This is a genomic window from Vibrio diabolicus (genome assembly GCF_011801455.1).
Lineage (GTDB): Bacteria > Pseudomonadota > Gammaproteobacteria > Enterobacterales > Vibrionaceae > Vibrio > Vibrio diabolicus.
In genome coordinates this window covers 115,798-139,013 of record NZ_CP042452.1, presented here as the reverse complement: position 1 = coordinate 139,013, position 23,216 = coordinate 115,798, and the positions used below count along the sequence as shown (strand labels likewise).

At 47.6% G+C, this 23,216-nt stretch carries 16 protein-coding genes, 4 tRNA genes, 3 rRNA genes and 1 riboswitch; of the genes, 9 read left to right on the top strand and 14 right to left on the bottom strand.

Features of this window, described 5'->3' with window-relative positions; genetic code table 11:
• Positions 1-130: 130 nt before the first annotated feature.
• The 10 genes from FR741_RS16055 to FR741_RS16010 form a co-directional block, all read right to left on the bottom strand.
• Positions 131-1,162 carry a cytosolic protein gene (locus FR741_RS16055; protein ID WP_167427183.1) on the bottom strand — a complete coding sequence of 344 codons (1,032 nt, stop codon included), beginning with the start codon at positions 1,160-1,162 and terminating at the stop codon, positions 131-133.
• A gap of 103 nt (positions 1,163-1,265) precedes the next feature.
• Complete coding sequence (locus tag FR741_RS16050; RefSeq protein WP_167427182.1) at positions 1,266-2,027, bottom strand: cytosolic protein; 762 nt, start codon at positions 2,025-2,027, stop codon at positions 1,266-1,268.
• A gap of 277 nt (positions 2,028-2,304) precedes the next feature.
• Positions 2,305-2,395, bottom strand: a tRNA-Ser gene (locus FR741_RS16045).
• 100 nt (positions 2,396-2,495) lie between these two features.
• Positions 2,496-2,612 (bottom strand): 5S ribosomal RNA (gene rrf / locus FR741_RS16040).
• Between the two features lie 85 nt (positions 2,613-2,697).
• Positions 2,698-5,588: ribosomal RNA gene (locus FR741_RS16035) — 23S ribosomal RNA — on the bottom strand.
• A gap of 357 nt (positions 5,589-5,945) precedes the next feature.
• Positions 5,946-6,021, bottom strand: a tRNA-Val gene (locus FR741_RS16030).
• A 28-nt stretch (positions 6,022-6,049) separates the two neighbouring features.
• Positions 6,050-6,125 (bottom strand) — tRNA-Lys (locus FR741_RS16025).
• Positions 6,126-6,127: 2 nt separating this feature from the next.
• A tRNA-Glu gene (locus FR741_RS16020) sits at positions 6,128-6,203 on the bottom strand.
• A gap of 90 nt (positions 6,204-6,293) precedes the next feature.
• Positions 6,294-7,846, bottom strand: a 16S ribosomal RNA gene (locus FR741_RS16015).
• The 16S, 23S and 5S rRNA genes sit together here with 4 tRNA genes alongside, the layout of an rRNA operon.
• Before the next feature lie 514 nt (positions 7,847-8,360).
• Positions 8,361-8,885: a DUF3087 domain-containing protein gene (locus FR741_RS16010; protein ID WP_145534167.1), complete on the bottom strand. Its 525-nt coding sequence runs from the start codon at positions 8,883-8,885 to the stop codon at positions 8,361-8,363.
• 160 nt (positions 8,886-9,045) lie between these two features.
• Here FR741_RS16010 and trmY point away from each other — a divergent pair, with 160 nt between their 5' ends.
• A complete protein-coding gene (gene trmY / locus FR741_RS16005; RefSeq protein WP_134646416.1) occupies positions 9,046-9,645 on the top strand; it encodes a tRNA (pseudouridine(54)-N(1))-methyltransferase TrmY in 600 nt (199 codons plus the stop codon).
• Positions 9,646-9,725: 80 nt separating this feature from the next.
• Here the strand turns inward: trmY and FR741_RS16000 are convergent, their stop codons facing one another.
• On the bottom strand, positions 9,726-11,069 hold the full coding sequence (locus FR741_RS16000) for a TldD/PmbA family protein (protein ID WP_167427181.1): 1,344 nt from the start codon (positions 11,067-11,069) through the stop codon (positions 9,726-9,728).
• A complete protein-coding gene (locus FR741_RS15995; RefSeq protein ID WP_046875568.1) occupies positions 11,069-12,454 on the bottom strand; it encodes a TldD/PmbA family protein in 1,386 nt (461 codons plus the stop codon). Before FR741_RS15995 ends, FR741_RS16000 begins: the two co-directional genes overlap by 1 nt.
• A gap of 312 nt (positions 12,455-12,766) precedes the next feature.
• Positions 12,767-12,874, top strand: a riboswitch (TPP riboswitch).
• Between the two features lie 97 nt (positions 12,875-12,971).
• Between FR741_RS15995 and thiD the strand changes: the two genes are divergently transcribed.
• The 8 genes from thiD (at position 12,972) to FR741_RS15955 (ending at position 19,455) form a co-directional block, all read left to right on the top strand.
• Positions 12,972-13,829 carry a bifunctional hydroxymethylpyrimidine kinase/phosphomethylpyrimidine kinase gene (thiD, locus tag FR741_RS15990; protein ID WP_161445034.1) on the top strand — a complete coding sequence of 286 codons (858 nt, stop codon included), beginning with the start codon at positions 12,972-12,974 and terminating at the stop codon, positions 13,827-13,829.
• A complete protein-coding gene (locus tag FR741_RS15985; RefSeq protein WP_053809665.1) occupies positions 13,819-14,577 on the top strand; it encodes an ABC transporter ATP-binding protein in 759 nt (252 codons plus the stop codon). Before thiD ends, FR741_RS15985 begins: the two co-directional genes overlap by 11 nt.
• The gene (locus FR741_RS15980) at positions 14,570-15,370 is read left to right on the top strand and encodes an ABC transporter permease (protein WP_167427180.1); all 801 of its coding nucleotides are present in this window, start codon (positions 14,570-14,572) and stop codon (positions 15,368-15,370) included. Before FR741_RS15985 ends, FR741_RS15980 begins: the two co-directional genes overlap by 8 nt.
• A 22-nt stretch (positions 15,371-15,392) precedes the next feature.
• The gene (locus tag FR741_RS15975) at positions 15,393-16,343 is read left to right on the top strand and encodes an ABC transporter substrate-binding protein (RefSeq protein ID WP_167427179.1); all 951 of its coding nucleotides are present in this window, start codon (positions 15,393-15,395) and stop codon (positions 16,341-16,343) included.
• A gap of 54 nt (positions 16,344-16,397) precedes the next feature.
• A complete protein-coding gene (tenA, locus tag FR741_RS15970) occupies positions 16,398-17,060 on the top strand; it encodes a thiaminase II (protein ID WP_006740999.1) in 663 nt (220 codons plus the stop codon).
• Between the two features lie 18 nt (positions 17,061-17,078).
• On the top strand, positions 17,079-17,870 hold the full coding sequence (thiM, locus tag FR741_RS15965; protein WP_005391861.1) for a hydroxyethylthiazole kinase: 792 nt from the start codon (positions 17,079-17,081) through the stop codon (positions 17,868-17,870).
• 63 nt (positions 17,871-17,933) lie between these two features.
• The gene (gene thiE / locus FR741_RS15960; protein ID WP_167427178.1) at positions 17,934-18,548 is read left to right on the top strand and encodes a thiamine phosphate synthase; all 615 of its coding nucleotides are present in this window, start codon (positions 17,934-17,936) and stop codon (positions 18,546-18,548) included.
• A 181-nt stretch (positions 18,549-18,729) separates the two neighbouring features.
• Complete coding sequence (locus FR741_RS15955; RefSeq protein ID WP_167427177.1) at positions 18,730-19,455, top strand: phosphatase PAP2 family protein; 726 nt, start codon at positions 18,730-18,732, stop codon at positions 19,453-19,455.
• 70 nt (positions 19,456-19,525) lie between these two features.
• On the opposite strand, the gene FR741_RS15950 is transcribed toward FR741_RS15955, so the two are convergent.
• Positions 19,526-21,973 (bottom strand): trimethylamine-N-oxide reductase 2, encoded by a 2,448-nt coding sequence (locus FR741_RS15950; protein ID WP_167427176.1) that lies wholly within the window; start codon positions 21,971-21,973, stop codon positions 19,526-19,528.
• Positions 21,974-21,995: 22 nt separating this feature from the next.
• The gene (locus FR741_RS15945) at positions 21,996-23,090 is read right to left on the bottom strand and encodes a NapC/NirT family cytochrome c (RefSeq protein ID WP_005391870.1); all 1,095 of its coding nucleotides are present in this window, start codon (positions 23,088-23,090) and stop codon (positions 21,996-21,998) included.
• Between the last annotated feature and the right edge of the window lie 126 nt (positions 23,091-23,216).

The following is a 23,216-nucleotide window of genomic DNA, read 5'->3' as shown; positions in this document are numbered from 1 at the left end:
AGCATTTGCTTGGGCTTTTTATTTTGTACTGCTTCATTAAATTTCATCGAAATATCAACCCATAAGCTCTTAAAAAGGCCAGCGACAAAAGCCACTGACCAAATTCAAAATGCCAGTCTGCATTACTCGCCTACGACAGTTGCTGCAACTTGTGCTCCACAACGGGGTCATTCGGAACTAACTGCTGAGCCACTTCCAAAAGTTGTACTGCATCTTGCGGATTGTCATGCTCATGCTTCATCGCAATATCAACAAGTGGCTGAATATCGATTTGCGCTTGATGCTCCTTCACATGTTCTTTCTTTTCTTCAATTAACACATTATGAGCGGTACTCAGTAAGTTCAAACGATGCTGTGAACTCGCATTCGCCTTGTTAAGGCACTGATAGTAATCTTCTTTTAATCGCAGCGTTTTAGTCTGATGACGAAACTGCGCTATATCTATCTTCTGATAACGTATAAAGTCTACAGCCACTTGCTTATAAAAACCGAATTTATTCAAATACGTCGCGTGGGTACCATGTCCCATACCGAAGACTCTCAAGTGAGTGAGCTCTGGGTAGCGTTTGGCGTGAAGGCGGTCGATTTCATTGGTTGGATCATAAATGATGTAACCTTTTGCATCTCCAAGGTCGAGGTCGTGGTACTTTCCTTCCCAATCAAATTGTTGGGCAAGTTCAGTACTTGGCCTGTCATCCCATGGCACTAGCACTTTGTTTTTTGTACTGACCGGGTGAAACATCAATACTTGATCCAACTTTAATAGATTGGAAAAAGCGCCAATAGCAAAACCACCGCGGCTAAGGCCATAACCTAAACGGCATTCAAAAGGCTCAAGTAATGTCGATAACTGCTCTAGAAAGAAAATCAAATTACGGCTGCGAAACCAGTTACTTTTCCCAAGGTGCTGAAAAGAAATAATATTTACTTTTTGTTTCTGGGCTAAGCGATAGCCCCAAGGCGCAAAGTCTGAGTGTAAGTCCTGTACTTGTAGATTCGTACCAGCAGGGGAAAAGGTGAACAACAGCGGTTTATTGCGGTCGACAAACTCATACTTAACAAACACATCATCAAGTAAGTCCTCCCCGGACATCGGTAGCCTGGTTTGCTGGTCTTCACGAGAAAGAGCCAGCCATTCATCCAACCAGTACAGTAACTTCATTAATCCTCCATCTAAATTGCGCCTAGCAATTGTGTTAAAAATCTAGTTTTTAGTGTGTGATCATCTCCCCCTGGTTACAGGGGACTCTGATATCAGTCCTCTTTTAAAACAAAGCGTGAATTTGCTTATTAAATTGGTCAATATCTATGGTTTGATGACGAACAAACTCCTTCGCCACCAGATTAAAAAATTCTAATTTATCTAATTGTGTGGATTGAGTGCCGTGCCCCATACCGACGACTTTTAAATGAGTTAGCTCTGGGTAACGTTCAGCATGAAGACGATCAATACGATTGGTGGGGTCATAAATAATGTAACCTTTGGCATTGCCCAAATCTCGATCATGGTAGCCGCCTTCCCAATCGAACTGTTGAGCAAGCTCAGTGCTGGGCCGATCATCCCAAGGCACTAAAGCTTTATTTTTTGTGCTCACAGGATAAAACAACAAAAGATGTTCTAATTTCAGCAAGTTAGCGAACGCGCCAATTGCAAAGCCACCTCGACTTTGCCCATAACCCAAACGACATTGGAAGGGATGAAGCAACTCAGACAGCTGCTCCAGAAAGAAAATCAAATTCCGACTACGGAACCAATTACTTTGTCCTAAATGTTGAAAGGCAATAATGTTTACTTTTTGTTGTATTCCGAGCTCGTAGCCCCAAGGAGAAAAATTCGGAGTTAAATCTTGTACCTGCACATCAGTGCCGGAAGGAGAAAATGTGAACAACAATGGCTTGTTAAGATCGACGAGTTCATACTTCACAAATACATCATCAAGTAAATCGTAGCCAGAAATTGGTAAAGCAGCATTTTGCTCTTTTTGAGTAAGCACTTGCCATTCATCTAACCAGTAAAGTAGCTTCATTTTTTCTCCTAGTACATCAGCAGTATTTAGACTGAAACTCTATCAAAATGCTTTTAAGCATCCCACGTTGAGACTTAACAAAGCTCTACTTAAAGCCTAAATGACCTATGAAAATGTCTTCGATTGCAGATATTACTGCGTAAACTAAACCCAAAGTGAGTACGCTAAAGAACTTAGAGAAAGGGCCGGAGAAAAGCCAATTAGAAGTTTTCGATAACAGCTGTTAAAAAACAGCAGATACAAAAAAACCGCTGTAAGAACAGCGGTTTTTTAAAGGTGGCGGAGAGATAGGGATTTGAACCCTAGATACGCTATTAACGTATGCCGGTTTTCAAGACCGGTGCTTTCAACCACTCAGCCATCTCTCCACAAATTGTCACTAAAACTTAGTCTTATACTATCGATGCTAATTTTTAGTTTTGCCTTAAGTTATCTCAATTAAGATAAAACTTGAAAGCGATATTTAAAGCCTGGCGATGTCCTACTCTCACATGGGGAAGCCCCACACTACCATCGGCGCTATTTCGTTTCACTTCTGAGTTCGGTATGGAAGTCAGGTGGGTCCAAAACGCTATGGTCGCCAAGCAAATTCTTTAATTCGGAAAGCTGTTTTCGTTCTTACACATTCAATGTTCTTTCATTGAGTCCATCAAAACCCCTTGGGTGTTGTATGGTTAAGCCTCACGGGCAATTAGTACAGGTTAGCTCAACGCCTCACAACGCTTACACACCCTGCCTATCAACGTCGTAGTCTACGACAACCCTTTAGGATACTTAAAGTATCAGGGAGAACTCATCTCAAGGCTCGCTTCCCGCTTAGATGCTTTCAGCGGTTATCGATCCCGAACTTAGCTACCGGGCAATGCGTCTGGCGACACAACCCGAACACCAGAGGTTCGTCCACTCCGGTCCTCTCGTACTAGGAGCAGCCCCTTTCAATTCTCCAACGCCCACGGCAGATAGGGACCGAACTGTCTCACGACGTTCTAAACCCAGCTCGCGTACCACTTTAAATGGCGAACAGCCATACCCTTGGGACCGACTTCAGCCCCAGGATGTGATGAGCCGACATCGAGGTGCCAAACACCGCCGTCGATATGAACTCTTGGGCGGTATCAGCCTGTTATCCCCGGAGTACCTTTTATCCGTTGAGCGATGGCCCTTCCATTCAGAACCACCGGATCACTATGACCTGCTTTCGCACCTGCTCGAATTGTCATTCTCGCAGTCAAGCGGGCTTATGCCATTGCACTAACCTCACGATGTCCAACCGTGATTAGCCCACCTTCGTGCTCCTCCGTTACGCTTTGGGAGGAGACCGCCCCAGTCAAACTACCCACCAGGCACTGTCCGCAACCCCGATGAGGGGTCGACGTTAGAACATCAACACTACAAGGGTGGTATTTCAAGGACGGCTCCACGCAATCTAGCGACTGCGCTTCAAAGCCTCCCACCTATCCTACACATGTAGGGTCAATGTTCAGTGCCAAGCTGTAGTAAAGGTTCACGGGGTCTTTCCGTCTAGCCGCGGGTACACTGCATCTTCACAGCGATTTCAATTTCACTGAGTCTCGGGTGGAGACAGCGTGGCCATCATTACGCCATTCGTGCAGGTCGGAACTTACCCGACAAGGAATTTCGCTACCTTAGGACCGTTATAGTTACGGCCGCCGTTTACCGGGGCTTCGATCAAGAGCTTCGACCGAAGTCTAACCCCATCAATTAACCTTCCGGCACCGGGCAGGCGTCACACCGTATACGTCATCTTGCGATTTTGCACAGTGCTGTGTTTTTAATAAACAGTTGCAGCCACCTGGTATCTGCGACTCTCAATAGCTCCATCCGCGAGGGACTTCACCGTCGAGAGCGTACCTTCTCCCGAAGTTACGGTACCATTTTGCCTAGTTCCTTCACCCGAGTTCTCTCAAGCGCCTTGGTATTCTCTACCCGACCACCTGTGTCGGTTTGGGGTACGATTCCTTACAATCTGAAGCTTAGAGGCTTTTCCTGGAAGCATGGCATCAATGACTTCACATCCGTAGATGCTCGACGTCGTGTCTCAGCCTTAAAAAGAGCCGGATTTACCTAACTCTTAAGCCTACGCACTTGAACCTGGACAACCGTCGCCAGGCCCACCTAGCCTTCTCCGTCCCCCCATCGCAATTGTAAGAAGTACGGGAATATTAACCCGTTTCCCATCGACTACGCCTTTCGGCCTCGCCTTAGGGGTCGACTTACCCTGCCCCGATTAACGTTGGACAGGAACCCTTGGTCTTCCGGCGAGGAGGTTTTTCACCCCCTTTATCGTTACTCATGTCAGCATTCGCACTTCTGATACGTCCAGCATGCGTTACCACACACCTTCAACCGCTTACAGAACGCTCCCCTACCCAATGCACTAAAGTGCATTGCCGCAGCTTCGGTTTACTACTTAGCCCCGTTACATCTTCCGCGCAGGCCGACTCGACCAGTGAGCTATTACGCTTTCTTTAAATGATGGCTGCTTCTAAGCCAACATCCTGGCTGTCTGAGCCTTCCCACATCGTTTCCCACTTAGTAGTAATTTGGGACCTTAGCTGGCGGTCTGGGTTGTTTCCCTCTCCACGACGGACGTTAGCACCCGCCGTGTGTCTCCCGGATAGTACTTACTGGTATTCGGAGTTTGCAAAGGGTTGGTAAGTCGGGATGACCCCCTAGCCTTAACAGTGCTCTACCCCCAGTAGTATTCGTCCGAGGCGCTACCTAAATAGCTTTCGGGGAGAACCAGCTATCTCCAGGTTTGATTGGCCTTTCACCCCTAGCCACAAGTCATCCGCTAATTTTTCAACATTAGTCGGTTCGGTCCTCCAGTTGATGTTACTCAACCTTCAACCTGCCCATGGCTAGATCACCTGGTTTCGGGTCTATATCCAGAGACTGAACGCCCAGTTAAGACTCGGTTTCCCTACGGCTCCCCTAGATGGTTAACCTTGCCACTGAATATAAGTCGCTGACCCATTATACAAAAGGTACGCAGTCACAGGACAAAGCCTGCTCCTACTGCTTGTACGTACACGGTTTCAGGTTCTATTTCACTCCCCTCACAGGGGTTCTTTTCGCCTTTCCCTCACGGTACTGGTTCACTATCGGTCAGTCAGTAGTATTTAGCCTTGGAGGATGGTCCCCCCATATTCAGACAGGATATCACGTGTCCCGCCCTACTCGATTTCACTGAATATGCGTCGTCAGTTACGGGGCTATCACCCTGTATCGCCAAGCTTTCCAGCTTGTTCACCTAACGCCTATAAAGCTTAAGGGCTAGTCCAATTTCGCTCGCCGCTACTTTCGGAATCTCGGTTGATTTCTTTTCCTCGGGGTACTTAGATGTTTCAGTTCCCCCGGTTCGCCTCGTTATGCTATGTATTCACATAACGATACTTACTTATGTAAGTGGGTTTCCCCATTCGGAAATCCCAGACTCAAGTGGTTTTTACTACCTAATCTGGGCTTATCGCAAGTTAATACGTCCTTCATCGCCTCTGACTGCCAAGGCATCCACCGTGTACGCTTAGTCACTTAACCATACAACCCGAAGGAGTTTCGAATTGAAGTTAAACAACCAAAGTTGTCTCTCATTATTTGAATGAGCGAGAGACATTCGATTTTGCCGGACTCATCTCTTTACCTTCATTTTTAGAAAAAATGAAAACAAAAAGCCAAGAACACTTGAATGTGTTTTTTGGTGTTTATCTTTCGATAAACATTGAGAACTTTACAAACAACAATAAATTGTTGTTTTGTCAGCTTTCCAAATTGTTAAAGAGCTATGTTTCTTCACAAGGAAGTTACATTTTCTAAAGACTTTCAGAGTCAAAAATGCCAACCAGTATCAATTGCTTGTTCTGGTTTGGACGTTTTATTCCAAAAATACTTAGAGAATGGTGGGCGATACCGGGCTCGAACCAGTGACCCCCTGCTTGTAAGGCAGGTGCTCTCCCAACTGAGCTAATCGCCCACATTATTTTGATTTCCGTGGAAGGAAATGGTGGGTCGTGCAGGATTCGAACCTGCGACCAATTGATTAAAAGTCAACTGCTCTACCAACTGAGCTAACGACCCAATGGTATCCCGTAGGGGAGTCGAACCCCTGTTACCGCCGTGAAAGGGCGGTGTCCTAGGCCTCTAGACGAACGGGACACTAAGTTGAACATCTTGGGGGATGTTCTATCTCTTAAACTTCATAAACCGTATCAATCTGTGTGAACACTCATCGCAATAATCATCGTTTAAGGAGGTGATCCAGCGCCAGGTTCCCCTAGCGCTACCTTGTTACGACTTCACCCCAGTCATGAACCACAAAGTGGTAAGCGTCCCCCCGAAGGTTAAACTACCTACTTCTTTTGCAGCCCACTCCCATGGTGTGACGGGCGGTGTGTACAAGGCCCGGGAACGTATTCACCGTGGCATTCTGATCCACGATTACTAGCGATTCCGACTTCATGGAGTCGAGTTGCAGACTCCAATCCGGACTACGACGCACTTTTTGGGATTCGCTCACTTTCGCAAGTTGGCTGCCCTCTGTATGCGCCATTGTAGCACGTGTGTAGCCCTACTCGTAAGGGCCATGATGACTTGACGTCGTCCCCACCTTCCTCCGGTTTATCACCGGCAGTCTCCCTGGAGTTCCCGACATTACTCGCTGGCAAACAAGGATAAGGGTTGCGCTCGTTGCGGGACTTAACCCAACATTTCACAACACGAGCTGACGACAGCCATGCAGCACCTGTCTCAGAGTTCCCGAAGGCACCAATCCATCTCTGGAAAGTTCTCTGGATGTCAAGAGTAGGTAAGGTTCTTCGCGTTGCATCGAATTAAACCACATGCTCCACCGCTTGTGCGGGCCCCCGTCAATTCATTTGAGTTTTAATCTTGCGACCGTACTCCCCAGGCGGTCTACTTAACGCGTTAGCTCCGAAAGCCACGGCTCAAGGCCACAACCTCCAAGTAGACATCGTTTACGGCGTGGACTACCAGGGTATCTAATCCTGTTTGCTCCCCACGCTTTCGCATCTGAGTGTCAGTATCTGTCCAGGGGGCCGCCTTCGCCACCGGTATTCCTTCAGATCTCTACGCATTTCACCGCTACACCTGAAATTCTACCCCCCTCTACAGTACTCTAGTCTGCCAGTTTCAAATGCTATTCCGAGGTTGAGCCCCGGGCTTTCACATCTGACTTAACAAACCACCTGCATGCGCTTTACGCCCAGTAATTCCGATTAACGCTCGCACCCTCCGTATTACCGCGGCTGCTGGCACGGAGTTAGCCGGTGCTTCTTCTGTCGCTAACGTCAAACGATGCAGCTATTAACTACACCGCCTTCCTCACGACTGAAAGTGCTTTACAACCCGAAGGCCTTCTTCACACACGCGGCATGGCTGCATCAGGCTTGCGCCCATTGTGCAATATTCCCCACTGCTGCCTCCCGTAGGAGTCTGGACCGTGTCTCAGTTCCAGTGTGGCTGATCATCCTCTCAGACCAGCTAGGGATCGTCGCCTTGGTGAGCCCTTACCTCACCAACTAGCTAATCCCACCTAGGCATATCCTGACGCGAGAGGCCCGAAGGTCCCCCTCTTTGGCCCGTAGGCATCATGCGGTATTAGCCATCGTTTCCAATGGTTATCCCCCACATCAGGGCAATTTCCTAGGCATTACTCACCCGTCCGCCGCTCGACGCCGTTATCGTTCCCCGAAGGTTCAGATAACTCGTTTCCGCTCGACTTGCATGTGTTAGGCCTGCCGCCAGCGTTCAATCTGAGCCATGATCAAACTCTTCAATTTAAGATTTTGTTCGGCTCAATGAATACTGAACATTACATAAGTAATGTTTGAATTGACTGTGCTCTTATTGGTTTTCACTTTTAAAAAGTGAAATAAAACAGCTCAAGGCTGCTTTCCAATTCGAATGGTCACTTCGTTTCATTGAAACCTAATTTGAAGCCGAAGCTTCTAATTGGATTATCATCAACGAGTGCCCACACAGATTGATAGGTCTATATTGTTAAAGAGCTTGCTTCGTAAGCTTTGCTATCGAAGTGGAGGCGTATTTTAAGGAATTAACTTTCAGTGTCAAACACTTTTTTAAATTAATTTTTAGAAGCTTTTCTTTCGCCTTGTTGCCAACCGCTTTTGCGTTTCCGCTTTGCCCTGACAACGGAGGCGCATTATAGGGAGATGATTTTTCTTGGCAACCCCTTTTTAGAAAAAAAACTAAAAAAAAGCGTCGAATGATTAAATCTCACTCAAACGCTTATTTTTAGCACTCAGTTGTTAACTTCAAGTAGCAAATAGGCAATCAGTATGTGTCTACCCAGCTCTCTTTAAAGCTGGTGATATCAAGATCCAGTGATTGCGCCGCTTCGATTTGCTCAATTGCCTCTAATTCTTTATTTACACTATTCATCGTCAATGTGTTGTTGTCTAACTCAAACACTTGTTGTTGAGTTTTGTAATAGAACTTAAGCGTAGTGAGCGCTTTTACATCGTCATTGCTCGCGGCTGCTTTAATGCTTTTTAGTTTACGAAATATTTTATTGTGCAGTTGCTTGAGCTTCCAAACGTACAGCACCTCTTCCATGTATGGTCGAGTTTTAATTTGATTCAATAAAGAGAGGGAAGTTGCGACTGCGAGAACGACACCAATCAAATTCCAATGAAAGTTTCCCGTTGATTGTTCAGGTACGACTTCAGTGTTGCCAAACAAAACAATAAGCAAGGTACTAAAGGCAAGAGATGAGATAGCGAGCAACGCAACAAAACCGCCAATCACCAGGTTTACTTTCTTTTTATAAATGTCTTTATTTATCTTTTTGATTTCCATATACCGCTCCTAACAGGGTTGCCTCCTATTCTAACCAGCACACTCCGCACGACAATCGAAGCTTTGTAAGTAAGTTCACATTTACTATTAAACTCGCATCCCTTCCCTGCTTGGGTATATACTTCCGCGCATTCACTCTTCCTATATAGAGGCTAAATTCATGCGCTCTTTTGTTTTACGAGCTCGCGCGGCGCCAACCACCAGCAAAGCACTATTAGAAGGTGTTGGTAACGAGGCGCATACCGAGATCCTTGCTCATACCATGATGAACACCATGTTCGTGGCACAATCTCACCGTGAAGATGTGGTTGTCCACTTGGTATTAGAGAGCACGAAGGATTACTCGCGCACGATTACCATTCGTTCAAACGACATTACCAATATTGGTGGTTTTCACGAGTCAACGTTGATCGCTGCCGTTGCCCGTGCGTTAGACGCATCTGTTGGTATGGGTAAAGAGCAGCTTCGCGAAGTTGAACCGGGTATTACGGTTCGTACAGTAAGCTTCGAACGCTTGGTTCAAGAACTAGCCGAAGATCACCAGCTTTATATGTTGGACAAGAAAGGCGAATTTGTTCGTGACACAGAAATTGGTGAAAACCCATGTTTCTTGCTAACCGATCACATCCCGATGCCGAAGAAGTCGTTCAACAGCTTGAAGCGCCTAGGTACTGAGAAGATCAGCTTAGGTCCTAAGATGCTTTTCGCTTCTCAGTGTGTGGTATTGATCCACAACGAACTGGATATCCGCGAATTATAGTTATTCGCGTACACGTTGCTAGATGATGAAAGAGGACTCGATCGAGTCCTCTTTTTTGTTTCTGACTTTCTATGCCGCGCTTACTTACCGCCAATGCTCAATCGAGCAAAACGCACATCTGGCGCGAAGAAAGTGCGGCTATCATTAATAAGCTGCGTATCACCCACAGCTTCTACTTCTTGCAGCATCTTATAGAAGTTACCGGCTACCGTGATCCCACGAACTGGTTGAACGCGCTCTCCATCACGGCACAAGAAGCCACTCGCACCAAATGAGAAATCACCACTGACAGCATCTGCACCAGAGTGAACCCCTTGCAGTTCGACTAATTCTAGGTATTCACCTGCTTTGACTTCTGGCGCACTGCTGTTGCCTGTCGCAATCACTTTATGATTTGCCGATACGTCTAGGCTCGATTTTGCACTGCGAGATGCACTTGCCGTCGACACTGCACCCAAATAACTCGCTGTTTGGCTATTGTGCAATAGCGTATTCAGTTGGCCATTGGCGATCAACACATTGTTTTGAGTAGCAAAGCCTTCACTATCAAAACTTGCGATTGCCATACCATTTGGCATGTAAGCCGCATCGGTAAAGGTGATCAGTTCACTTGCAACGCTTTGACCAAGCTTGTCACCCAGTGGCGAGATGCCTTTCATCGCACTCACACCAGAAAACGCACTGCCGAATGCACCAAACAGGCTGCTTAAAGCATTGATGTGGAAAATGGCCGGATAGTTACCTGTCGCAACCGGAGCGCCTTCAAGAAGATCGCGAGCAAGGTTGTAACCGCCTTCTATACAATAAGCTGGATCCAACTCATCAAAACGGCGACCTAGCGACATTCTTCCCGCCATCGACTGTTTGCCGTCTTTTTCAAACAAGGTATACGCGTAACAAGTGAACGATCGCTCGAAATGTTGACATAACGTACCTTGAGTATTCGCGATGATGAGCTGAGTTTCACCGTCACTGTAACCATTGTATGGTGAGCTTGAAGCGTGAGGCAGAGCCACAACACCTTGCTCAAGCGCAAGGGACAGTTCAATTTTCTCATCGACCGATGTGGTATCGTCTTGCGCAATTTCTGCAATATCAGTGGTGATTTTGCTGTTTACGCAGCTGATGGTTTGATGCTCATCTTGCTTGGAAAAGCGAGCACTTTGCAGCGCGTTTGTGAGCATCAAATCTAAACTTGGTTGCTCTAGTGATTCAGAATAACTTGTCGCGACACGAGCATCTTTAATAACTCGAACACCCAGCACTTGACTTGAGCTTACTTTGTACTCATCCAGCTTGCCTTGGTTTGCTTTCAGCGAAAAGCTGCTGTTACGGTTCACAATCACGTCCGCTTCCGCACCTTGACGCTTTGCTTCTGATAGGACGTAATCAACCGCATTAAGAAGTTGTTGTTCTTGGCTCATTAGTTACCGCCTCCTACCAGAATATTATCTACTTTCAGTGTTGGCTGACCGACTGTTGTTGGTACTGAACCACTTACTGAACCACACATGCCCGGCGCAAGCGCCATGTCTTTGCCGACCATGCTGATTTCTTTCAACACTTTTGGACCCGTGCTGATCAGCGTTGCTGTTTTCAGAGGTTTGGTGATTTTGCCATTTTCAATGAGGTAAGCTTCACGAACAGCAAAGTTAAACTCGCCCGTTCCCGGTTGAACCGAGCCGCCGCCCATCTTCTTCGCATAGATACCACGTTCGATACCTGCCAGCATGTCGTCAAGTGAATGCTCGCCTTCTTCGATAAAGGTGTTACGCATCCGCGAGGTTGGTGCGAACTTGTAGTTCTGACGACGACCAGAACCCGTAGGCTCATAACCTGTCTTCATGCCACCCATTTTATCGACCATAAAGCTGGTTAGCTTACCGTCTTTGATCAATTGAGTTCGCTGAGTCTTCATGCCTTCGTCATCAACATGAATCGAGCCCCATTCGTTGGTCATGGTGCCATCATCGACAGCATTCACTGCAGTGTGAGCAACCATTTCGCCCATTTTGTCGTGGAATACGGACGCTTTCTTCGCAACCGAAGTGGTTTCGAGTAAGTGACCACACGCTTCATGGAAGATAACGCCGCCAAAGCCGTTACCAATTACCACTGGCATTTCACCCGATGGACAAGCATCCGCGCCAAGTTTCACTAACGCTTGCTGCGCGATAGTTTGACCCAGCTCTTTCGAATCAAGTTGTTCGCTGAACTCCCAACCAGCAAGAGCGCCAGGACCTTCCATACCAGAAGACTGCTCATTACCTTTTTGAGCAACGGTGTTACCCGCCACACGAATGTAGTGACGCGTATCGTCTACATGCAAACCTTCTGAGTTGAAGATAGACACTTGCTGCTCGCGCTGAAGCACACTACCAATGAACTGGCTGATGTACTCACTTTCTGCACGCGCAGCTTGGTCAACTTTCAATAGAAACGCGATTTTTGAATCTAAGTTGGCATCCTGACTTAACGGCATGCGGCAACCGTGTTGGATTGGGTAGCGGTTCAAATTTAAAGAACCTGCTGACGCGATTTGCTCACGCTTGTCTTTTGCCGCAAGCAATGAGGTTACGCGTTTTAGCTCGGCTTCGTCCGTGCTATTGGTGTATCCATAAAGCACTTTGTGACCGAAGAAGAGGCGAATACCGATACCAAAATCAATCCCCGAATTGATCTTGTCCACCTCACCAGATGCGATCTGGACGGTGTTAGTTTGATGATGTTCAACGAATAGTTCAGCGAAATCAGCCCCTAAAAAGAGAGCATGATCGATCACTGACTTCGCTGTTGCAGAATTAAGCATGAAGTCTCCTTGCTCGATGATCGTCTTAGCCTTCCTAATTAACTGTCGAAAAGTTCAACAAAGTTAAATTGGCAACGCGTTAAATTTTAACAGTTTTTTAACCTTGTTTTGTGCTAATCCTTGCTTAGCGAGACCACGATTATTTATTAAATATTCCAGGTTCAGCTCTTTCACCAGAGCGTTGCACTAGTAAATTCCACACGACGAACCATTTAGATGCTTACTCTATCACTCACCTCGCATAATTGAATACTCAATAATAATTACTCTCAAAAAACGTATCCCTTCCGCAATGGTCCTGCTATCATCCGAGCGAAATAGTCGGGGGGCCACGCGATAAGCGTTGGCTGAGATCGAGATTCGAGACCCGTTGAACCTGATTCAGTTAGCACTGACGTAGGGAACTATGCGCACTTTGCCTTTCGCCGCCCCTCTTAGGTAAGCGATAGCGATCGAAAAATCGATCTATCTGCAACGGTCAAAGTCAGTTCCTATACGTCTTGTAGTAGGAGCGACCATGACGCAGCAATCACAACCTCATTCACATCACACGCCAGCCTTGCCTACCCCTATCGTATTGACCATCGCGGGCTCAGACAGTGGTGGCGGTGCAGGTATTCAAGCCGACATCAAAGCGATGTCCGCAACCGGCAGTTTTGCTTGCTCGGTAATCACGGCGATTACTTCGCAAAATACCCAAGGCGTTTCTGCGATTTTCCCCATTCCTCTCGACCATGTAGAGAGCCAACTTGATGCAGTATTTACCGACCTCAACATCGTTGCAGTCAAAGTGGGCATGCTAGCCGACTCCAACATCATCAAAGTTGTTGCAGACAAAATTAAACAATACCAGCCAAAACACCTCGTGATTGACCCTGTAATGGTGGCCACCAGCGGCGATCTATTACTGGAACAGTCGGCAATCAGCACATTAAAAGAAGAGTTAATTCCACTGGCAGACATCATCACTCCTAACCTGCCAGAAGGTGCAGCATTGACGGGTAAGCCAGTGCCTCAATCAGAATCTGAAATGAACGATATGATTACCGACCTTCGTGCACTTGGTGCCAAAGCTATTCTGCTCAAAGGCGGTCATCTTGAAGAAAATGAAAACAGCAACGATCTGCTGATCATGCAAGACTGTGCCGAGTTAATCAGCGCCAAGCGTTTTCCGACCAAAAACACCCACGGTACGGGCTGTACACTGTCTTCCGCCATTGCGTCTTACCTTAGCCAAGGCAACAACCTACACAAAGCAGTGCACCTTGGTAAGCAGTACATCAGCCAAGCTATCGCACACGCTGATGAATTGGATGTCGGTAAAGGTCACGGCCCTGTGAATCACTTTTTTTCGGGTCATACTTATGTTCGCTAACGCGATTGGCATTCAGCTTTCCGACGCCAGTTTGCAATACAAAGACAGCCAAACACCGACTTTAGCGAAAGTGAACATGGTCATTCCTATCGGTCAATGGACGGTATTACTCGGGCGAAGTGGCTGCGGAAAAACCACGATATTGCGTTACTTAGCTGGCCTACTGGATAACCAAGTTGACTGGCATGGCGAACTCATCACAACCGATGGCGCCGCACTGCATGACCGTATCGCTTACATGGCTCAGCAGGATTTATTGCTACCGTGGCTTAACGTGCTGGATAACGTCTGCCTTAGCTCGCGCTTTTCTCACGCCAACTCAAATTCAGCGGATGATAAACAACGTGCTCTCAACTTATTAGAGCACGTTGGGTTGGCTGATTATGCTAACGCCAAACCCGCTCAACTCTCTGGAGGTATGCGACAACGCGTAGCCCTTGCTCGCACTCTGATGCAAGACAAACCTTTGGTTTTGATGGATGAACCTTTCTCGGCATTGGACGCCGTGACTCGCCACAAATTGCAAACTCTCTCAGCCGAGCTACTAAAGGACAAAACCGTTGTCTTGATTACGCACGACCCACAAGAAGCGGTGCGATTGTCACACCAACTCTATGTGTTGCAAGGCACGCCTGCTCAAGCGCAGCACTTGGTTGTTCCGGACTCCAAGCCACCAAGATCTCTCGATGGAGAGTGCGCAGCGCTACAGCAGGCGATTTTGGATCAGTTGGAGAAAGACTATGAGTGATATGACTCAGTACAACTCCGCTTCGGCGCGTATTAGTAAAAAGGAACGCGTAACTCATCCGGCGTTGCGTCTGCTGATCAGCGCAGCCGTGATCTTAGGTTTGTGGCAACTCATTGTAGTGGTGTTTGACATGCCAAGCTTCATCTTGCCTTCGCCAATTGAAGTATTGGATAGATTAGTCACTCGATACGACGTGCTACTCAAACACACTTGGGTAACGGCACAAGAGATCCTACTTGGCCTCGCACTCGGCTTATCGATGGGTTTGCTATTCGCTTTGCAAATGCTGATGTTCGAGCCGCTCAAACGCTGGCTATTGCCGATTCTTATCGCTAGCCAAGCCATTCCAGTATTTGCTATCGCGCCCGTGTTGATGCTGTGGCTCGGTTACGGCATCGCATCGAAAGTAGTAATGGCGGCGATCATCATCTTTTTCCCCGTCACGACATGTTGCTACGACGGTTTACGCAATACACCAACTGGTTACCTCGATCTTGCCAAAACCATGGGCGCATCGAAATGGCAATTACTGCGCCATATTCAACTACCTGCCGCCCTACCAACGTTAGCGTCTGGTATTCGCGTTGCCGTGGTTATTGCGCCGATTGGTGCCGTGGTAGGTGAATGGGTCGGCTCAAGTGAAGGCTTGGGCTATCTGATGCTCCAAGCTAACGCTCGCATGATCATTGATGAGATGTTTGCGGCGCTGTTTATCCTCGCCGCGCTGTCTATCGCACTCTATTTCACTACTGACAAATTACTGAAAAAAGCCATTCCCTGGGAAAACAAATAGGGAAAGAAAAAGGAAGAACCCCGTGAATAAAAACAAACTTATGAGCGCTGCTGCTCTGCTCGCTTCAATCGTTTCAACTAACGTACTTGCTGCCGAAAAGGAGCTTACTTTAATGCTGGATTGGTTCGTTAACCCGAACCATGGCCCTATCGTGATCGCACAAGAGCGCGGCTACTTTAAACAGCAAGGTTTGAAGGTCAATATCCAAGAACCCGCCGACCCAAGCACTCCACCCAAACTAGTTGCGGCTGGCAAAGTCGATATGGCGATTTCATACCAACCTAGCCTGACCATCGACGTAGCGGCTGGCTTGCCATTAATTCGCTCTGCGACCTTGATTGCTACTCCCCTCAACACATTGATGGTGTTGGATAACGGTAAGAACGATAACCTTGGCGACCTTAAAGGCAAGAAAATCGGTATTGCTATCGCAGGTAACGAAGAGGCGACAATCGGCACCATGCTTACGCAGGAGAACGTGAAGTTTTCTGACGTGCAAATCATCAACGTCGGTTGGGCTCTCTCTTCCTCTCTCGCATCCGGTAAAGTAGACGCTATTTGGGGCGGCTTGCGTAACTTCGAAACCAACCAACTTGCGCTAGAAGGCTACAAAGCCAAAGCCTTCTTCCCAGAAGAACACGGCGTACCAGCGTATGACGAACTGGTGTTTGTGGCGAATGCAAAAACCTATGACAAAGCGGCTATCAAAGCGTTCAACAAAGCGCTGGAGCAAGCGACCACTTACATCGTCAACCATCCTAAAGAGTCTTGGAAAGAGTTTGTCGCTTACTCGCCAGACACACTAAACAACGAGCTCAACCAACGCGCTTGGAATGACACGTTAACTCGTTTCGCGCTTCGCCCATCAGCAGTCGATCTAAAACGCTATGACGACTACGCCGAGTTCATGTATTCACAAAAAATCATCAAAACACTGCCAAAAGCGAAAGATTACGTACCGAGCTTTGACTAATTCTACTGACCTTAGAATCTCAGCCTAGGGTCTTTTGATAACGAGATACCCATAATGAAATACCAAGATTTGATCGACGCTTGCCGCCAAGATTGGCAAGAATACACAGAGCATGCCTTCGTGCAGCAATTGGCCAAAGGCACACTGGCTCAACCTTGTTTTCTGCATTACTTGAAACAAGATTTCTTATTCCTAAAACAGTACGCGCGAGCTTATGCGCTGGCAATCTACAAAGCACGTACGTTAGACGACATGCGCCGCGCACTACCAAGTGTACATGCACTTTTAGATTCAGAGATTGCCCACCATGTTACCTACTGCGGTCAGTGGGGATTGACGGAATCTGATCTCGAAAACGAGCCGGAAGATTTTGGCACGGTGGCTTACACGCGCTACGTATTGGATGCGGGAATGACGGGCGACTTAGTTGACTTGTATGCCGCGCTCGCCCCTTGCTCCATCGGCTACGCCGTCATTGGTAAAATGCTGATTGAAGATGAAAACACGGTATTCGAAGGCAATCCTTACGCAAGTTGGATTAACTTGTACGGCGGTGAAGAGTTCCAATCTGGCGTGGCAAGTGGGGCCGAACACTTTAACCAGCTACTGGCTGAAATAGACATCCACAGCCAGCGCGGTCAAAACCTAATTCAGGTCTTCAAAACCGCAACGCGTATGGAAGTGGCGTTTTGGCAACAAGGTCTAAACGCGCAATAAGGTTAATTGGAGAATCTCATGTTAATAGAACAAATCACTCAAGCATTAACCGCAGTGCGTCAGCAAAAGCCTTTAGTCGTGAACATTACCAACTACGTGGTGATGAACAACACGGCGAACGCTTTGTTGGCTATCGGTGCTTCGCCAATCATGGCGCATTCAAAGCAAGAAATGGCAGAAATGATGTCGTTTGCTGGCGCTTTGGTGATCAACATCGGCACCCTAGACAGCGTTTGGACGCCGCGCATGAGCTATGCCGTCGAGCAAGCCAACTCGAACGGTAAAATCGTTGTGCTCGACCCTGTCGGTTGCGGTGCAAGTTCACTACGTACCGAAACCTCGCGCGAAATCGCCCGCCTTGCAAACAAGTTAATCATTCGTGGTAATGCGTCCGAAATCATTGCTCTCGCTGGTGAGCAAGCGCAAAGCAAAGGTGTAGATGCACTCGACAGTAGTGATGCAGCCCTTGGGGCGGCTCACTTCTTAATTGAAGAATATGGAGCGAGCGTGGTGATCTCCGGCGAAACTGACTACATCGTGACAAAAGAGCAAACCGTCCAGTTGAATAATGGTCACGAGATGATGCCATACGTAACGGGCATGGGCTGCACACTGACGGCACTGACTGGCGCTTTCGCAGCAATCGGCGACGAAACGGGCCTTGCTGCGGCAGCGGTGCTTGGCGTTGTGGGTGAAATTGCGGCTGAGCAAGCGCGAGGGCCTGGTAGCTTGCAAATGCATCTTTTGGATGAGCTTTACCAACTGGACGAAGAAACACTGGCAACACGTCTTAAATTACAAGTGAGATAAATCACTTCTCAATGCTTTAAACGCCTCTCACTCCAAAGACAGTGGGAGGCAAAAGGAAACATAATGAACGCCTATCGTTTGTATTTGGTCACCGACGACCAACAAGATTTATCCACTCTCAAACACGTTGTAAGAAAGGCGGTAGAAGGTGGGGTAACCATGGTACAGGTACGCGAAAAACATGGTGACGTTCGTGCATTTATTGAACGAGCTCAAGCCGTAAAGACGGTCCTTGAAGGCACTGACGTCCCGTTAATCATCAATGATCGTGTTGATGTTGCCCTTGCCGTCGATGCCGATGGTGTTCACCTCGGGCAGTCAGACATGCCAGCAGAGATCGCTCGTCAATTGATTGGCCCAAACAAGATTCTAGGCTTGTCGATTGAGACTGAAGAGCAGTTGGCAGAGGCGGATTCTCTGCCCATTGATTACATCGGTTTGAGTGCCATCTTCGCTACACCAACCAAAACCAACACCAAAAAACACTGGGGTATTGAAGGTTTGAAGATGGCGCTGAACACCACGTCTTTACCAATCGTCGCTATTGGTGGCATCAACGAAACCAACATTCCTGCCCTGAGTGCGACAGGTGTGCATGGTTTGGCTTTGGTTTCTGCCATTTGTCATGCAGAAAACCCAACCAAAGCAGCAGAATACTTACGTTCTCTGATGGATTAAGACCCCAACGCTTAAGGATGAGCGCCTTTACCCTCCGGATAAATGTCATCAATTCATCACTCAGCCTTCATTCTCTCGTCAAATTGACAAAGCGTTGATAAGTTTTTCACGCCAGATAACGTAAGATAAGCCCCTTATTTCACGTGGTTGAATAACCCTCAATAAAAACAAAACGCTCTCAATGAAAACCAAAAAATATGGATTGATGATGCTCGCCTTGTTTGTTCTTGGCATCATCCCAATGTCGCTGTTTGGCTCTTATCACAATCTCACTTCACAGGTGCCTGAAAGTCTGGGTATTACTTTTACTTTGCTCACAGATTCTGCTGGCAGCAAAGGCTTTTTAATTACCTTAACGCTGCTACTGCTTTCTTTATTTCGCTTTAAACCAAGTCGCACTGAGTGGATGCAAAAACTCTCAATGTTAGGGCTGTTACTTGTGATTGGCTTTGCCAGCAAAACGGGGCTAAAACTGATGACAGAAAGCCCGCGCCCATACACGGAATTGCTCGCAGCAGAACAATTGATTGAAACACCAGAAACGTTTTATCAGTTAGATACAAAACAACAAGCCAACGTAATTAACCAGATTTCTGAACGAGTCAGTGATTGGCGGACGCGCCATTGGCAAGGCGAGAAAGACTATTCTTTCCCATCCGGCCATACGATTTTCGTTTCGATTTGTTTGGCTTTCTTTGGTGGGTTGTTCTTACAGAACAAGTGCTATATCTCTGCACTGTCATTATGGATGTGGGGAATGAGCGTAGCATATAGCCGCTTATGGCTGGGCATGCATCGCCCTGAAGATTTAATAGGCTCAGTCTTGTTTGTCGCGATTGTATTTACTTTACTCCCGACATTTCAGATTAAGAAACAGATGCCGTTTGTTTCTCTTGCTTCGCGCTAATGTGAACGATTACTAGATAAAAAAGAAGCCAGCGATTCGCTGGCTTCTTGCTTTCAAGCGCTACTTTTTTCTAGCCATTTTTTGGTGGTTCAAACGCTGTTAGTTCTAATTCTGGGCCAGTGTATTTTTCAATACGAACCAGTGCCGAGTTCGCCGCACAGCCGTTTGCAAGTCGAGAGGTCGGAATATCCAACGTTAACACGTTACAACCGCCGTTCTTACAAATGCCGGTTTTCGGATCCAAATCCGGCCAACCGCCTTCATGAATACATACTGAACCTTGCTTGATTCGGTCAGTCACTTCCGCGCCAACCAATACTTGACCACGGTCGTTAAACGCACGAACTAGATCGCCCGTTTTAATACCACGCGCTTTCGCATCTTCAGGGTGAATCCAAATAGGTTCACGGTTTGCAATTGCGTACTCTTCGCGAATCTTCGCGTAGTTAAACTGGCTGTGTAGACGATGCGCTGCGTGCGCGGTCATTAGCTGCAACTCGCCATCTTTTGCATTGCCGGTGTACTCGGTTGGTGCCATCCACGTAGGGTGAGGAGGACAGTCTTCCAACTGGTAACCTTCAATGGTTTTCGAGAAGATTTCAATCTTACCACTTGGCGTACCTAGCGGGTTCATGATCGGGTCTTCACGGAAATCCGCGTAACGAACAAACTGTGCGTTCTTCTCGTTCCACTTCATCTCGATCAGTTGGTTATCCTCCCAGAACTTGCTGAAGTTCGGCATTGCTACGCGAGAGCCACGGCCACCTTGTTGCGCCGCCTTGTAGAAGCCGTACAGCCATTCCATTTCAGTCTTGCCTTCGGTGTACACGTCACGGCCACCCGGAGCTAGCATCTCTGCCATGTCCGCGAATACATCGAAGTCATTACGCGCTTCACCTTGCGGCTCAACCACTTTCTTCATTGGCACCAAGTGTTGGTTACTGTAGTCACCCGTCATCGTTAAGTCGTTACGCTCGAACGATGTGGTGATTGGCAGAACGATGTCCGCATGCTTCGCAGCCGCAGTCCAGTAAGGTTCTGAAATCACGATCAGCTCAGGCTTTTGCCATGCTTTAATCAAGCGGTTGGTGTCTTGGTGGTGAGTAAAGTTCGCACCACCTGCCCACCAAATCATCTTGATATCTGGGAACGTCAGTTCATGACCGTTGTGATGGTAGGATTGACCTGGGTTTTCCAACGCCTCGACAATACGCGCCACAGGGAAGCTTTGCACCGCGCCAGATACCGCCCAGTCGTTACCCGCAGAAGAGCCGCCACCCAGTGATGCTGAAATCGCAGGAAGCACGCCAGCGTCACGAGCAGGGTTACCACCGTTTGAGTAGTGGTAAGAGAAACCAAAACCACCACCCGGTAAACCGATTTGACCCAACATTGTTGCCAGTGTAACCAGCATCCAGTGACGCTGTTCACCGTATTGTTGGCGCTGCATGCCCCAACCCGCCATCAGCATGGTGCGGTTTTTACTGAAGATGTCAGCCAGTAGCTCAAGTTGCTTCGCAGGTACGCCACAGATTTGCGATGCCCACTCCGCTGATTTTTCTACGCCGTCTTCTTCGCCCATCAGGTACGCTTCAAATTTGTCGTAACCAGCGGTGTATTTATAGAGGAAGGCTTTATCGTGCTTACCTTGTTTCACCAAGGTGTGTGCGATACCCATCATCATCGCTACGTCGGTCATTGGGTGAGGAGCAATCCACTCCGCATTCTCACCAAAAAACTCAATGGTTTCAGAACGAATAGGGTCAATCGCAATAACCGTCTTGCCTGATTTTTTCAATTGATGGAAGAACTCAAGCCCCGCGCAGTCTGTTGAACTCCACGCGATTTTTAGGGTGTTGATCGGGTTTAAGCCCCAAAGCACAACCACATCACTGTGCTCTAGCACCACTGGGTACGTGGTTTGTTGCTCGTACACTTCGATAGAGCCCACAACGTGCGGCATGATGATCTGCGCAGCACCCGTTGAGTAGTCACCCAAGTGGCCTGAGTAGCCGCCTGCCATGCTCATGTAACGTTGCAGCAAGGTCTGTGCTTTGTGCAGCACGCCACTTGAACGCCAGCCGTAAGAGCCAGCAAACACAGAAGCTGGGCCATATTCTTTACGAATACGCATGTGCTGTTCGTGGATCAGCTTGTAAGCCTCATCCCAAGACACACGCACAAACTCATCACTACCGCGCACACCTTCTGGCGACGATGGGTTTGCCAAGTAGCCTTTACGTACCATTGGGTACTTCACACGCGCCTTGGTATGCACTTGGTCAGGCCCAGTAGTTTGTAGACTATTTGGTACAGTTTGTGGAAGAGCATTAGTAGTCGAAACCAACTTACCATCTTTCACTTCACATAACATTGGGCCCATGCGACCCGCTGTCAAAATGCCCTTGCCACGCTGGTTTGAAGACGCAACAGACATAGGTGCAAAAGAAGTAAATGCCATGGCGCCAGCCGCCATACCTGTGCCTTTTAGAAATCCACGACGGGTTAAATTAGTCATAATCTTATCCTTCTATTTATCGTTAGTGACCAACCACATCTTTCGCGTGGTGCTGGAAGAACTTAGTAAGAATTTCTAGGTTTTCGGCAGTGATGTCTGTTCGATCACCCATACTCTTCGCCACTGGTCCCCAAGCGTTCACTGTGAAGTGATTTGAAGGAATTTTCGCGTGACAAGTTGCACAATAAACGTTGTCTAGCTCTTCTGCGTATGACCAAACTGGGTCAAGTGTATCCACAACAGGAGAATCGATCGTGCCTGTTAGTGACACTGCGCGCCATTCGTTGCCGTAAACGTCGGCCTTAAACTCACCGCCCTCAAGAGCTTGCTGACCTTGCTCGGTTAGCGTTGCTACGATGGCACGTTGACCTTCACCCATGTACAGCACTTGCTCTGCGCCTTTCATTTGGAATGCGTCCAACTTAACAGTACGCTCATCACCTTCAGAGCTGATTACTTCTAACTTCGTCGTTGGGTTAATTTTACCCATCTCACCCATTGCGATTTCAGTCACAGGGTAAACGACTTTGGCACCAGGTGATGTTTTTGTGGTGAAGCTCATCAACGTTTCAAATGCCTTGCTGTCTAGCTCAGCTTCTGGTGCAAAGTGAGCAACGCCTTTGTGACAATCGATACACGTTTGATCGTTCGCTTTTGCGTACTCGTGCATTTTCGCTGCATCGCGAGATTGCTCAAATTCTTCCATCGCGTCAAAGTCGTGGCAAGAACGGCACGTTGCAGAGTCGTTTTCACGGAACTGCTCCCACACCATCTCCGCAAGCTCTTTGCGGTGCGCTTCGTATTTTTCTGGCGTGTCGATCTTGCCAGTCACGAACTCATGGTAGATGTCTTTCGATGCACGAATCTTCGTGATCAGGTAGTCCATCGGTTCTTGTGGGATGTGGCAATCAGAACACTCGGCACGAATGCCTTTCGCATTACTGAAGTGCACTGAGCCTTGGTACTCTTTGTAAGGAATTTCCATAGAGTGGCACGAGAGACAGAACTCAGTATCAGAGGTGTAATGCATCACCGCTGCAGTACCACCTAATGTTAACCAGCCCACACCAATGCCGGCAGCAACCAGCAGTGCAACATATCGTTTTTTTATTGACATAATTAGCAACACTTCCAAATAAAATGTAATTATAGATCGCAAAATACTACTTTATGGGTAGTTCTCTCTTGATCCACATCATTTCCGTGTTGCTCTATGTGTCTCAAGTATGAAATTTCGTTATTT